The organism is Ruegeria profundi (assembly GCF_020171505.1).
Taxonomy (GTDB): Bacteria; Pseudomonadota; Alphaproteobacteria; order Rhodobacterales; family Rhodobacteraceae; genus Ruegeria; species Ruegeria profundi.
In genome coordinates, this window is sequence record NZ_JAIUZS010000004.1 from 1 (window position 1) to 12688 (window position 12688).

The 12688-nt window shown below is 52.5% G+C and carries 9 protein-coding genes and 2 pseudogenes; 4 read left to right on the plus strand and 7 right to left on the minus strand.

The genetic code is table 11. The features are described 5' to 3' along the window. A pseudogene (locus tag LCM21_RS10335) lies at positions 1-260 on the minus strand (IS6 family transposase); the annotation flags it as partial. 905 nt (positions 261-1165) lie between these two features. On the opposite strand from LCM21_RS10335, the gene LCM21_RS10340 reads away from it, so the two are divergent. Then, complete coding sequence (locus tag LCM21_RS10340; RefSeq protein WP_224890543.1) at positions 1166-1603, plus strand: hypothetical protein; 438 nt, start codon at positions 1166-1168, stop codon at positions 1601-1603. Positions 1604-2153: 550 nt separating this feature from the next. Here LCM21_RS10340 and LCM21_RS10345 read toward each other — a convergent pair. Together LCM21_RS10345 and LCM21_RS10350 are read right to left on the minus strand one after the other, a co-directional pair. Continuing rightward, entirely contained in the window at positions 2154-3062 is a 909-nt protein-coding gene (locus tag LCM21_RS10345; protein WP_224890544.1) for a c-type cytochrome, read from the minus strand. A gap of 13 nt (positions 3063-3075) precedes the next feature. Next, positions 3076-3543: a c-type cytochrome gene (locus LCM21_RS10350; protein ID WP_224890545.1), complete on the minus strand. Its 468-nt coding sequence runs from the start codon at positions 3541-3543 to the stop codon at positions 3076-3078. 86 nt (positions 3544-3629) lie between these two features. Between LCM21_RS10350 and LCM21_RS10355 the strand changes: the two genes are divergently transcribed. Next, entirely contained in the window at positions 3630-4475 is an 846-nt protein-coding gene (locus LCM21_RS10355; RefSeq protein ID WP_224890546.1) for a LysR family transcriptional regulator, read from the plus strand. 93 nt (positions 4476-4568) lie between these two features. Here the strand turns inward: LCM21_RS10355 and LCM21_RS10360 are convergent. Next, positions 4569-5129 (minus strand): annotated as a pseudogene (locus tag LCM21_RS10360) (IS6 family transposase); the annotation flags it as partial. A gap of 155 nt (positions 5130-5284) precedes the next feature. Between LCM21_RS10360 and LCM21_RS10365 the strand changes: the two are divergent. Further along, positions 5285-7420, plus strand: coding sequence for an adenylate/guanylate cyclase domain-containing protein (locus LCM21_RS10365; RefSeq protein ID WP_224890547.1), 2136 nt, complete (start codon positions 5285-5287; stop codon positions 7418-7420). A 281-nt stretch (positions 7421-7701) separates the two neighbouring features. Here LCM21_RS10365 and LCM21_RS10370 read toward each other — a convergent pair whose 3' ends face one another. Then, positions 7702-8409: an IS6 family transposase gene (locus LCM21_RS10370; RefSeq protein ID WP_224890548.1), complete on the minus strand. Its 708-nt coding sequence runs from the start codon at positions 8407-8409 to the stop codon at positions 7702-7704. A gap of 117 nt (positions 8410-8526) precedes the next feature. On the opposite strand from LCM21_RS10370, the gene LCM21_RS10375 reads away from it, so the two are divergent. Continuing rightward, a complete protein-coding gene (locus LCM21_RS10375; RefSeq protein WP_224890549.1) occupies positions 8527-8742 on the plus strand; it encodes a hypothetical protein in 216 nt (71 codons plus the stop codon). A 232-nt stretch (positions 8743-8974) separates the two neighbouring features. Here LCM21_RS10375 and LCM21_RS10380 read toward each other — a convergent pair whose 3' ends face one another. Together LCM21_RS10380 and LCM21_RS10385 are read right to left on the minus strand one after the other, a co-directional pair. Further along, positions 8975-10360 carry a transposase gene (locus LCM21_RS10380; RefSeq protein WP_224890550.1) on the minus strand — a complete coding sequence of 462 codons (1386 nt, stop codon included), beginning with the start codon at positions 10358-10360 and terminating at the stop codon, positions 8975-8977. Between the two features lie 301 nt (positions 10361-10661). Then, positions 10662-11735, minus strand: a complete 1074-nt coding sequence (locus LCM21_RS10385) for a hypothetical protein (RefSeq protein ID WP_224890551.1) — start codon at positions 11733-11735, stop codon at positions 10662-10664. Between the last annotated feature and the right edge of the window lie 953 nt (positions 11736-12688).

The window sequence follows — 12688 nt, forward strand, 5'->3', positions numbered from 1 at the left end:
ATCACCAGCCCGCCAAAGATCATCCCACTTACCACTCACCTTCACGAAAACCTCGTCCACATGCCACTTCCATTTCGAGAACGCGCGCAGTTTCTGAACACGCTTCATTCTGATGTCAGCAGCAAACATCGAATCAAATCTGTTCCACCAATAGCGGATAGTTCTCGGCTCGCTTCGATGCCTCGCTCGTGCAGCAGATCTTCGATATTCCGAAGCGAGAGCGGAAACCGAACACACAGCATCACCGCAAGGCGGATGATCTAGGAACTGGTTTTAAAGTATTTGAAAGAGGCGGGTCTGGTCATGGGCAAAAGCTAAGCAACCGCCCTGCCCGCCTCAACCCAAGTTCTTCTGACGTGAGCCCGATCATGCCTCGGTTCGTTTTCCGGTATTTCCAGACGGCTGCTGTTTTACCCAGATGCCGAGTTAACGAGTTTCGTGTTTTGAGTGAGTGTCGAAGTTCGGCAAAAACGCTCAAAAGACCCCACGCTTAGGATCACCTCCACGTGGGGTTCTTTGCAAGTCGAACCAATCAAAAACAAGTGTAGAGCATTTACATGTGCAAGTGGCTTCGCACTATTCCCAACGATCTACGCTGCAACTTGGAAAGCCTGCGTGAATATCGCAGCGCTCTAAGTCTGAAGGACGATTGGGGTGCTATATTTGAGTAGTTGATCAAGCACGGTGTGGAACCGCCGGAACATCCGTTCACGACCGTATCGGAAACAATCGATCCTATATGGCCTCATTGTCGCCTGTTGGGAATCAATAATGACCCAATAGAGCTATTTGACAGAACACAGCGTCATGTATCATGTTTGATGCCGCAAGATGCTGACCCCCTTAAGCTATTGCAGGTTTTGGTGATGGCTTGCGCAATGCAAGCGCGTTCCTAAATGATTGTGGGGCAATCGTGACATGCGCTTTGTTTTGTTAGTGTTCGTTTGGTTAGCAGGTTGCGATTTAGCAAACCGTGGCTTCTCAGAGATCGAATATCTGCAGAGCATCAACAGACTATTGCAGGCAGATGACCGTTGCGGAGTACAACGATACGTGTTGTTAAGACCCCGCGCTCTTTCCCGCGATGACGAGTTATCAAGTGAATTGCGGGATTTTGTTAGAGAATCCCGCGAGGAATGTTCACCCAAAGACAGAAGTGGCGCAGATGCTTCAATATCTGATCAGTCGGAACGTATTGAGAGAAGCGGTGACACTGGACGTGATCAAGGAAACCGCAATAGTTCTCAGGAAGCGACGGCACGTGGCGATCATCGGTCGGGGGCCTCAGATAGAGAGGCTGACCGACGCGAGGACGCAGCGGATAGAGAAGCTGACCGACGCGAGGAGGCGGCAGACAGAGAGGCTGACCGTCGAGAACGAGACGACGATGATCGGGATGATGACGATCAGGATGATGACGATCAGGATGATGACGATCGGGATGATGATGATTAACGCTATGGTGGGGCGGCGCAGTCGCGAGGGGGCCTATGTCGGTTCGACCGACCGCGCCACGCCCCTGTCCAACCGACCTCCCCAACGCTCAGATGTTGAACCAAGCATCCCGGTGGAACGGCTTGGTATATGCCCGACTGCGCAATGAAGTCGTGGGAACAGCTGCCAAATCTGTGCGAGATTGCGCCAATTCCGGACAAAAAGAAGTCTTGCGGGACAACATTGATGCCGTCGCGGTGTCAATCACGGAGCGGAAATCGCTAAATGTCTGCATTCCGTCGACCGTTTAATACGGGTTCGATGCTGATTTGGGGGCGGGCATACTGCGCAACCAATACTTGCTTACTTTCTGGCCGCGTGGAGTTTATTCCCCCCACGCGGCTCATTTTTGTACTGCTCGAAAGTGAATCTGTTGGTTGAGATGGGGGCAGCGCAGCCGTGAGTGGGGGCCTCCGTTGGTATTACCCTGTGTGCCGCACCCCAATCCAACCGATTTCCCAATCGCTTGGTCGGAGAACCAAACGAACCGGTAAGATTGACAGGCATATGCTCCGTCTGCGCGCTACGTGCATGCGATCAGCTGCCATAAGCTTGTGAGATTGTGCCAAAGCCGTGTGAGGATAGGCGCTACGGCTTCCTGCCGGCGACCGGCGACCGGCGACAGCATATGGTACCCGCTGCATGGCGCCAAATGACTGTTACTCGGATGGAGGCCCCGTCAACGAAACGGGAACAGCTTTGAGATAGGCGGCAATCGCCAAACGGTCCTCATCCGAGAGGCGTGATGTGTTCTCGATGACCTCCGCCATCTCACCACCTGCGCTGTCATAATCCGGAGTGAAGCCAGACTTAAGGTACTCGGCGATGTCAGCCTCGGACCAATCAAGCTGGTCTGAGGTCAGCCCCGGGATGCGTCCCTTTCCGCTGGGGTTAGGTGCGCCGGTGAGCCAGAGATCGTGTTTCAGACCACCTAACCCGTTGCGTGGCGTATGGCATTCAGCGCAGTGTCCAAGTGCCTCCACTAAATACCGGCCATGTCTTTGTTGGTCGGTCAGATCACCTTCGACCACCCAGCCTGACGACATGAACAAAAGCTTCCATCCGGCCAGCCCGCGTCGAATGTTGAAGGGAAATCCAACCTCATGCGCAACGCTTTCGGTTACGGTCGCTGGCAGGGTGCCGAGGAATGCGTGAAGCGAAACGACGTCGTCCAATGACATGTTAGCGTAAGATGTATAGGGAAACGCTGGAAAATAGTGCTGCCCTTCGGGTCCGGTCCCATGGACTAAGGCGTTGGCCAGATCGAGGGCAGACCAGGACCCAATGCCGACTTCTGGGTCACTGGAAATGTTGGGGGCAATGAACGTGCCGAATTCCGTCTCAAACCGGCGACCACCGGAGAGCATAAGCTTGTCCTCGCCAACTGCATCAGGTGCTGCATGACAGGATGCGCATCCTGCGGCGTGGAACACGATTTCGCCTCTGGCGAGATTTGGGTTCAAACCATCGAGTTGAGACTGATCCATTCTTTGTGGTCGGGTCAGCACCAAACCGGCCAACCCAACCAAAAGTGCAGCGAAAGCGGTGAATAGGAAAATCCGCTTCACAGCTAACTACCAATTAGTCTTTTGATGCTCTGTAGGCTTTGTGACATGCCGAACAGCTTCCACCCAGATCGCCCATAGCCGCTTTCAGGGCATCAACATCTTGGCCAGCCGCAGCCTGCATTGCAACAGCGGCGTCTGCCATGGCCTGCCCTTTCGCGCCAACGTCAGGGAAGTTTTCCCAGATCGCAGGAAGCGCTCGGGAGGATGGATCGGACACACTGTCAGATCCTTCAGGCCACATCGCAGATTGGTCGATCTGCGTTAGTACAACAAGGTTGTTTGCAGCCCGTGTTGCGGCCTCGGAATCATAATCCACCTCGCCTTTGGCCATGCCACCAAGCGTACCGAGATTGAAGGCGTAGAGTTGCATGATTGAGGTACGAGCTTTCACAGCCGGGTTTTCGCTTTCGTGGGCGAGGGCTGTGCCAATTGCAGCCACTGACAAAAAACCTGCCGCTAAGATTGAGAACTTCTTCATCATGATGTGTCTCCCTGTTCAATGCTCTGAATGTTATATTGAACGAATTTACTTGTAATTGTTTGTTATTGGTCGTCACCTGTTAATTTATGAACAATGAAAATTGGGATGATATTCGGTACGCGCTGGCCGTAAGCAAATACGGTTCGTTGAACGCGGCGGCGGCGGCCCTGGGCGTTACTCATGCCACAGTATTGCGCAGAGTGGCGGCATTCGAAGAGCGCAATGGCTGCCGAATTTTTCAAAAAAACCCATCAGGGTATTCCGTTCTTCCCGAAGCCAACGCGATCTTTTCGGCCATGGAAAGCGTCGAAGACGCAGTGCTGTCGGTGGAGCGAGCGGTTGTCGGGGCAAACCGGTCTCCTATGGGTCACGTGCGCATTACGTCTACCGATAGTCTTTGTCAGATCGTTCTACCTCGCATCCTGAACGAGATCTCACTTCTTTACCCAGGCTTGAAATTGACTCTGCTGAGCCAAAATAGCCACCATGATCTTTCCAGACTGACAGCAGACATTGCTGTGCGCCCATCGATAAAGCTTGGGGAAGGGCTAGTCGGGCAGCGTGCAGGAACGCTGTCCTTCGGCGTCTTTGACGACGGTTTCCCAAATCGCACATGGATGAGGCTTGATGGGGCGTTAAGCCGTTCACTTCCTGCCAAATGGCTGAAGGCGAATGTGAGCGCCGACGAAATGACCAACGGAGCAGACAGTTTTCTGGTGCTACAGCAGATGGCTGCCTCGGGAGCTGGTAAAACCTTTCTGCCCTCATTTTTTGGCGACGCGGATACCCGCCTTAAAAGGTCGCAAGACGTGTGTCCTAAGATTGAGGTTCCGCTGTGGGTCGCGATGTTAGAGGAAATTGCGCAAACCCCAAGGTTTGCCATTGTTCAGATGGCGTTAGTTGAACGCATAACAGAAGCGCTAGCTAAGTGATTTCATGCAACAGAGATTTTCGAGATCTTGCATTTTTGACGGTGTCGTCAGGCAAATTCCAAGCAGTCTCTACATGGACAGAATAGCTGCCCTTTATTCGGCGCATAGGCCGCGCCACTTGGCAAGAGCGGCGGCACTGTTCAGCTTGAAGTTTGGCCTGGCGTAGAGGCTGCACTCCAAATTGAAAAGGTTTAGGACCGAGGCATGGACGGAGGCGAACTTCTGTAAACTTTGCATGCGCCTGAAACGCTGCATCGCGCGTTCTCTTCGTCGGAACGGCAGGTGCGAATTCTCTACGCGATTGTTGAGCCATCTGCCCGTCTGTTGTTTTTCCAGTGCACCCACTTCTCTGAGCGCCGCCTTGTAGGAAGCAAAGCGATCTGTGACGATCTCTTCGGCGCAACCGTGCCGCTTCATCAATTTCCTGAGGAATTTCAGTGCTGCAGCCTTGTTTCGGCGCTTCGTGACAACCGCTTCCAGCACCTCGCCTTCGTGATCCACAGCCCGCCAAAGATATTGACGTTTGCCATTCACCTTCACAAAGACCTCGTCCACATGCCACTTCCATTTCGAGAACGCGCGCAGTTGCTGAACACGCTTCCTTCTGATCTCCTATGCGAACATCGGGCCAAACCTGTTCCACCAATAGCGGATATCTGTGTCCGCGACGCACACACTGGCCCATCCGTTCAAACCAGGTAATTTTGGTATCACTTCAAGCCAATTTATTTCCATGCGGACCACAGTTGAAATAACTCCATGAAATATAAAGCTGGACTCACCTTTTTCAGTCGTTACTTAACAATGGGATGAAAATACGGCTTCAGATCGGCGTAGCGACTGTCTTCACGCTTCTCACGTTGATTGTGACAGCAATACTCGTTGCCTTCCTTTATTTCGGCAACAAGCAACTGGCCTTAAGGACGGCACAAGACCGGATGGGTATGGCCAGAGCCCAATCGGTCGAAGACATGCTGGCAGTGATACGCGGCGCTGGAGATGTTGTGTCATCCGCGTCCGTTTTTCTTTTAGAGTTCCCCGAGCAGGCAACATCCCTTGCGGGACTGGATGTTCTCTACTCGCAGATGCAAGGCAACGACCACTATTATGGATTGTACTTTGCCGAAGAGAAATCGGGTGACTTTTTTCAGAACATCAACCTGCCAAAAGGCTGGGAGACCTTTGGGCCTGACACAAGTCCAGTTCCTGCGGGCGTTGATCGCGTAAAACGTATCATTTCCGAACAAGAGCAAAAACGCGTTGAGACGTACTATTGGGCACAAACTGGCGAGCCAGCAGAACCATTCTTCAGCGGATCGACAGAATATGATCCACGTACGCGTCCCTGGTATCTTGGGGCAAAAGAGCAAACCGGAATATACATCACACCTCTTTACAGGTTTGAAAGCACCGGGCGTCTGGGCGTCACCGTAGCAAAGCGTGTGCTTAATCTAAACGGCGAACTCGTTGGTGTCGTCGCTCTCGATATGACGATATCGGCGCTTTCACAAATACTCGACGACATTCGAATTGGAGATCACGGACGCGCATTTATGCTGAACCACGAGGGTCACCTGCTGTCTTATACCGGAACGCGGTTCGAGGGGGAGGCAGCACACTTCGTCAGTACGGACCCAAATGAGCGAATAGAAATCGACAACGAAGTCATTGACAGTGCCATCACTGAATGGCGCGCAAGCCAGAAAGCATTTTTTCATTTTGTTCCACCGTCAGGGAAATACAAGCATATCGCATCCGTTGCGCCGATCCCGCAAATTTTTGATGTTCAACCCATTCTTGGGTTAACGGTGCCTGAAGATGAGTTTGTTGGCGCCATAAAAGCTACGACGATCCGTGCCTTGCAGGTCGGTGGGTTTGCTCTGGTGTTGGCCGTGGCATTCACTTTCGTCGTGGCGCGTCTGCTGAGTAACAACCTTACCCGCGTGGCAACAGAAGCCCGCCGCATGAGCAATTTCGACCTGAGCGATGATCTGGAAGTGAAATCGACAATTAAGGAAGTTGCAGATTTACAGGCAGCGATAACAAGCATGAAGGCGGGCCTATCGAGTTTTGGAGCATACGTTCCAAAAGAACTGGTTCGTTCAATAGTTTCAAAGGCGCAAAGAATAACCGTGGGTGGGGATACGCGCGACGTAACTCTCATGTTCTCAGATCTGCAAGCCTTCACGTCTCAAACAGAAGGGCTCGAACCTGAAGTATTGATGCCCGCTTTGTCGGAGTATTTCGAGGCAATGGAAAAGGAGATTTCCTGCAATTCGGGTACTGTAGACAAGTACATCGGAGACGCAATAATGGCGTTATGGAATGCTCCGCTCGATGATCCTGAACACGCAATCAACGCATGCAAGGCTGCATTGGCGTGTCTCGAGGCCGAAGCGCGCCTCAACTCTGAGAAAGACGCTTCGCCATTGCGTCCGCTCTATACGCGTTTTGGGCTGCATACTGGTCGCGTCGTAGTGGGAAACGTCGGATCGCGTTCAAGGTTACAGTACACGGCGCTTGGGTCGGCTGTAAACTTTGCTTCGAGACTCGAAGGCTTGAACAAAGTCTACGGAACAAGGATCCTCGTTTCGGAAGCGCTATTTCTTCTTGTTTCAGATAGCTTTTACTTGCGTGAGATTGACGTTGTTGCACCTGCAGGAACAACAAGCCCCACCCGCATTTACGAACTCATGGGCGGCAAAAGCGATGTAGGTGAATCCCGGATCAAAGAAAACGTATTTCGTGAACATGAGAGTTGGCAGGCGTGTTATGCGCTTTATCGGTCCAGAAACTGGAGTGAATCTTTGAATGCGTTTCAGGCACATCGATCAATTGCGCGCAACAAGCTGCTCATTGATACCTTCATAACGCGATGCAACAGATTTATCGCAGATCCCCCCAGCGCAGATTGGGACGGTGTCTACCGATTTGCAAGGAAATGAACACAATGCTCCGCTTGTTTGGCTCAGTTGCGAGCGTGAAGGCCAATAAGCCCCTTTCTGCTTTGGGCTCAACTTGGTCATCTGACTATTTTCTCAGATGACAGCTTATGAGCGGAAAGAAGACACATAAGGGTGTGGCAGTGCGGGTTAGGGCCTGCCTCTGCCGTCCCAATACTCTTTATCAGGCTCTTGGTATCCAGCTCCTTCATGGCTGCACACCCTAACAACGGTGCTGTCAGACAAATTCGAACCAGTCTCAGCTAGGCCAGTAGCGCTGCCCTTTATGCCGCACCGAGTTCGCGCCACTCTGCGAGAGCGGCGGTGCGTATTAGCTTGAAGGTATCTCTGCTGGTCAGCGATCTTTCGTGGTTGAAGTGGTTGTAGACGGAGGAGTGGACGGAAGCGAATTTCTGTAAACTTCGCATGCGCCTGAAACGTTGCATTGCACGTTCTCGTCGTCGGAAAGGGAGGTGTGAGTTCTCGACGCGGTTGTTGAGCCACCTGCCCGTCTGTTGTTTTTCGATAGCACCAAGCTCTCTGAGAGCGGCTCTGTAAGAGGCGAAGCGATCCGTGACGACGGCTTCCGCTTTGCCGTGCGGCTCCATCAATTTCTTGAGGAATTTCAATGCCGCCTGCTTGTTTCGACGTTTGGTGACAACGGTTTCCAATACCTCGCCTTCATGATCAACGGCCCGCCAAAGATAATGCGGCTTGCCATTCACTTTCACGAAAACCTCGTCCACATGCCACTTCCATTTGGAGAACGCGCGCAGCTGCTGAACACGATTCCGTCTGATCTCAGCAGCAAACACCGGGCCAAACCTGTTCCACCAGTATCGGACAGTTTCGTGGCTCACATCGGTGCCTCGCTCATGAAGCAGATCTTCGACATTCCGCAACGAAAGTGGAAACCTGATGTACAGCATCACCGCAAGGCGGATGATCTCGGGGCTGGTTTTGAAATACTTGAAAGAGCCAGGATTGGTCATGGGCAAAAGCTACGCAACACCCCTGCCCCACTCAAGAAAAATTCTTCTGACAAGACCATCCTGTTTGTTGCGGACCGTGCAGGTCGAAACTTTTACACTTATTGAAGGTAACACCTCATGATGATCGCGCGCTGGACTTGCGAGGCCAAGTTCGGAATGAAATCAGAGACGTTGGCGCTTCACAAAGAATGGGCCGAGCAGATCGGCTCGCAGACAGATATCGATATGTTGAAAAGCCGGATCGTTACCGGTTCGCTTGGCGCTAAGGAAACAATCATTCAAGACGAATTCGAGACCGAAAATTTCGCCGAACTAGATGCGTTTTTTCAGTAAAATCGCTTCGATCAAGATGCATGCCGACTGGGAGAAAAGGATGGGGGAAGCGATAGTTTCCAGCTCAACATATTGGGAGGTTTTTCGCGTCGTTGAGTAAAAAACCTGGGTCGCCCAAAACGTCATCGTAGCGACCGGCTGCGAAGAGCTGCTTTGAGCCGATTCCGTGGAAAAACACCCGTTCGCTGGCGCAGAATATCGACCACTGGATAGGGCGCGAGCGCCTTTCTTGTCAGGCGTTTCGCGGTTGCTGCGGTGCAGGAAGGATCTTGGCCAATTTGCGGAGGTTCTGGGCGGTTGCGGCGAGGAGAAATTCGTCATTTGCGCCGCATGGACCGCGTAATCGGAGCCGGTTCAGGCCAAGGATCCGCTTGAGGTGGGCAAACAGCATCTCGACCTTCTTCCTCAGCTTCATCGAGATCACGTATTGATCGGTCTTCGCAATGTCCCGGGCAACCTGACGAGCGTCCTCATGTTCCTCCCGGGTGATCTTGCGCGCTTCCGCGTTCGGGCAGCACTTTGCCTTTGAAGGACAGGCCTGACAGACCTCTTTCAGCGCCCGATAGCGGGCTGTGCCTTTGCCGGTCGGCCCCCGGCTCAGGTCCGAGTAGTTCCGGCGGAACTGCTTCAGTTCTTGCCCCTCGGGGCAGATGTACTGGTTGTTCTCGGCATCCCATTCGAAGTCAGCCCGGGTCCAGGTCCCGTCGCTGCGCCCGGACTTGTCGAAGACCGGGATGTGCGGGGCAATCTTGCGGTCGACCAGCCACCCCAGCATCGGCGCCGTGCCGTAGGCGGTGTCCGCGATCAGGCGTTCGGGATGGAGGTCGAACCTGGCCTTCACGCGCTCCAGCATGGTCTTGGTCGAACCAACCTCCGCCTGCCGGATTGATCTTGTCGCCTCTACGTCCACGATAACGCCGTGGTCGGTGTCGATCAGGTAGTTGTCGGAATAGCTGAAGAAAGCCGGGCCTTTACGGGCAGCAGTCCACTGGCTCGCGGGGTCGGAATGCGACGTGAACTTGGGCTGCACCTCGCTGGCCGCACCAAACGCGGCCTCGTCCAGGGTGTCGAGATACTCACGAACCGCCCGGGGCCCATCAGCGGGATCGACCTGCGCCGGGTCCCAATCCTCCTTCGGCGTCGAGTTCTGCTTGTTGGCATCAGCCTCGATGAGGCTCGCGTCAACGGCCATGCGCTGGCCACTGACGAGGCCTTCCTCAATACACCGTGCGACCGTCGTCTCGAACAGGTGCCGCAGCAGTTCGCTGTCGCGGAAACGGCCGTGCCGGTTCTTGGAAAAAGTCGAGTGGTCAGGGACGCGATCGCTGAGATCGAGACGGCAGAACCAGCGATATGCCAAGTTCAGATGGACCTCCTCGCAAAGCCGCCGCTCTGACCGGATGCCGAAGCAATACCCCACCAGCAGCATTCGGATGAGGAGCTCGGGATAGACGGAAGGCCGCCCTGTATGGCTGTAGAAATCTGCAAGGTAGCCGCGGATGCCGGACAGGTCCACGAACCGGTCGATGGAGCGAAGCAGGTGGTTCTGCGGGACATGGTCCTCCAGCGAGAACTCGTAAAACAGCGCTGGCTGCGCCTCCTGCCGCGGTCCCATCATCGCCAATCCTCCCACCCCGTACTGGAATTGAATCAGCCGACGGCCCTTCGAGCAAGGGCGAGTTTTTCAACAAAATAAGCCCAGAGCGGACCATACAGTTTCGCGTAAGTTTTGTTTTGGGTGGTCCCCAAAGTAGAGATAGAGCCACCCAACTAGTAGACCAGTTTCAATCCGACGGGTGGCTGATACTGTCAAAAATAGCGTCTAGATCTTTGCTCTCGGACCTCTAACTGTTAGTTTAGCCGCTACTTGCAAATTCGTCTTCCGGCTCTCCATCCGGGGTTTGATCTACTCCCTCCGATTATCCTTCAGCATCATCGTCCTCGTGTTCGTCCGCATAAATGCTTCCGTCAACCGAAGTGCCAAGTGTGGATTTTACCGATTCTTCATCGGGATTGGAGGCACGGACGGCACCAAGGACGCGGTCTTGCTGTTCCTCCGCGACGATTCTGTCCTCAGAAAAGTCGCCTTTGTAATGACCCAACAAACTGGCCTCTGCGTCATGCACCGCCTCGGCAGCCGCCAGCTGACCGTCTGTTGGTTGCCCTATCTTGTTTCCGTCTTCATCTGTTGTTACGTCGTGTGCATCTTTCACCGCTTGTGCGGTTTCCAAATCTTCAGGTGCAATCGCACCGGGAGTGGCCGCCTCATCGGCAAGAACCTGTTCAGCTTCCTCCAGCGTCATTGGAGCCGTTTCCAAATAATCATAGGCCGCAGCAATTTCCTTCACTTCTTCAGGGCTCAAATCGTAATCTTCACCCATGACATGATTGAAATTTGCGTCGGCTACGGCAAGGCCAGCGGCTAGGCTTACCGGGCCTGAACCTTTCGCATATTGTCCGTTCGCGATATGAGCAAGTTTTGCATTTACACTGGAGTTAATGGCACCATTCAGTTTGCCGAGGTTGCGCGGAGCAAGTGTACCATCATCTAGGAATTTTGCTTTTCTGCTTGGTGGTCTTGGGGATTGCTTAACAATCGCTTTGTTTGTTCGTGTTTTGGTGGTCTGCACCTTGTTCCCTTTGAATAGACCTTTGACACCATTTTGCTTTAGGTTGCGGCCTAAAGCCTGAATGTCTTCCTTCATAGCTCGACCTAAACGACTGCCGCTCTTTGATTTATGACTCTTGCTTGCAGACTTCGTTTTTGCCCCGTTCAGCGTTTTGTCGGGACCCCATCCCCTTTTGGCACCTTTTTCACCGCCGTTGCCGCCCTTTCCGCCACCGTTATCCCCTTTTCCGCCGCCGTTACCTCCACCTTTTCCGTTACCATTTTTTGCGTATGCATAATCGGTGGCGAAAACGGTCACGATTGGCGCGACTACAAATGCAGAAAGTACGAGTGCGGAGACGCTCACTTTAAGGAAGTTCAACACGGTAGAAATCCTTTTCGTTTAGAGAAATACTGGTCAGCGGCGGCGAACGAATGCCATCCTTAAAAATGTTACTCAAACAGGGCCGGAATGTGGCAGCTCTCCGACTTTCAGGTGTTACTATTTTTAATTTAACATTAACAGCTGAACCTTTATCCCGAAAGAATCACTTGGGAATATAAGACTTTTAACAATAGCAGTAATTTTAAAGTTATTGCATCCAGCAGCAACCAAAAAAATCGTTAAAACGGAAATAATTGGAGCGTTAATAATCTGTTAATGTGAGTTCTGAAAAAGAATAAATAGTTCTTAAGAGTTGACTATGGTTAAGCAAAGCAAAAGGGATCTATTCCCGCCTTTAATCGACACCGAGGTTGAAACATTTGTCCCGGACAAGAATAGCTCCCTAAAACCTTTGATAAGAAAAGTTATATTTTCTGCCCCAATATTGTTGTATTTTCTTCTACTATCCTTTTTCTAAATAGAGCGTCCGCCGCAAGCTATTTTTCGATCCTGTAGTAGAAGAAGGTTTTGCCCTGGGGTAGGCGATGAGGGTCCGCGCTTTTAGACCAAACAGCGAAAGATAGCTCTGTTCGTTAACTCCGTCTGCTGAGCAATCATTCAATTGATTCCTGAGCTCTGCGCCGCAGCAAACGGCAGCTGTGTCCGGATTGAGTTGAACAACTCTACCCCGCGAAATTCGTGCCAAAATTTTGGAACAACGTCCCTCCTATTTTGTCCTCAAGAAACTATGTTTGGAAAAGTAGACTTTAGGGGGAGGATGTTCTCGAAAGTCGATCGCCTCGGTCCGCACACGGAGTTTTTCAACACAATCTCCGCAACTCTGCCGTTCAGCAGATTTCAGCGAATGTCAACTGCCGTTCAATGCAGACCTTCAGGCGATATTCCTCGGAATGACCACCAACAATGACCGCTATCCGATCCTAAGTAGTCAC

What these genes read in the sequence shown, in the direction of transcription:
- LCM21_RS10340 (WP_224890543.1), top strand. Translation starts at nt 1,166, where the DNA reads ATGCTTCAATATCTGATCAGTCGGAACGTATTGAGAGAAGCGGTGACA.
- LCM21_RS10350 (WP_224890545.1), bottom strand. Translation starts at nt 3,543, where the DNA reads ATGATGAAGAAGTTCTCAATCTTAGCGGCAGGTTTTTTGTCAGTGGCT.
- LCM21_RS10355 (WP_224890546.1), top strand. Translation starts at nt 3,630, where the DNA reads ATGAACAATGAAAATTGGGATGATATTCGGTACGCGCTGGCCGTAAGC.
- LCM21_RS10365 (WP_224890547.1), top strand. Translation starts at nt 5,285, where the DNA reads ATGAAAATACGGCTTCAGATCGGCGTAGCGACTGTCTTCACGCTTCTC.
- LCM21_RS10370 (WP_224890548.1), bottom strand. Translation starts at nt 8,409, where the DNA reads ATGACCAATCCTGGCTCTTTCAAGTATTTCAAAACCAGCCCCGAGATC.
- LCM21_RS10375 (WP_224890549.1), top strand. Translation starts at nt 8,527, where the DNA reads ATGATGATCGCGCGCTGGACTTGCGAGGCCAAGTTCGGAATGAAATCA.
- LCM21_RS10380 (WP_224890550.1), bottom strand. Translation starts at nt 10,360, where the DNA reads ATGATGGGACCGCGGCAGGAGGCGCAGCCAGCGCTGTTTTACGAGTTC.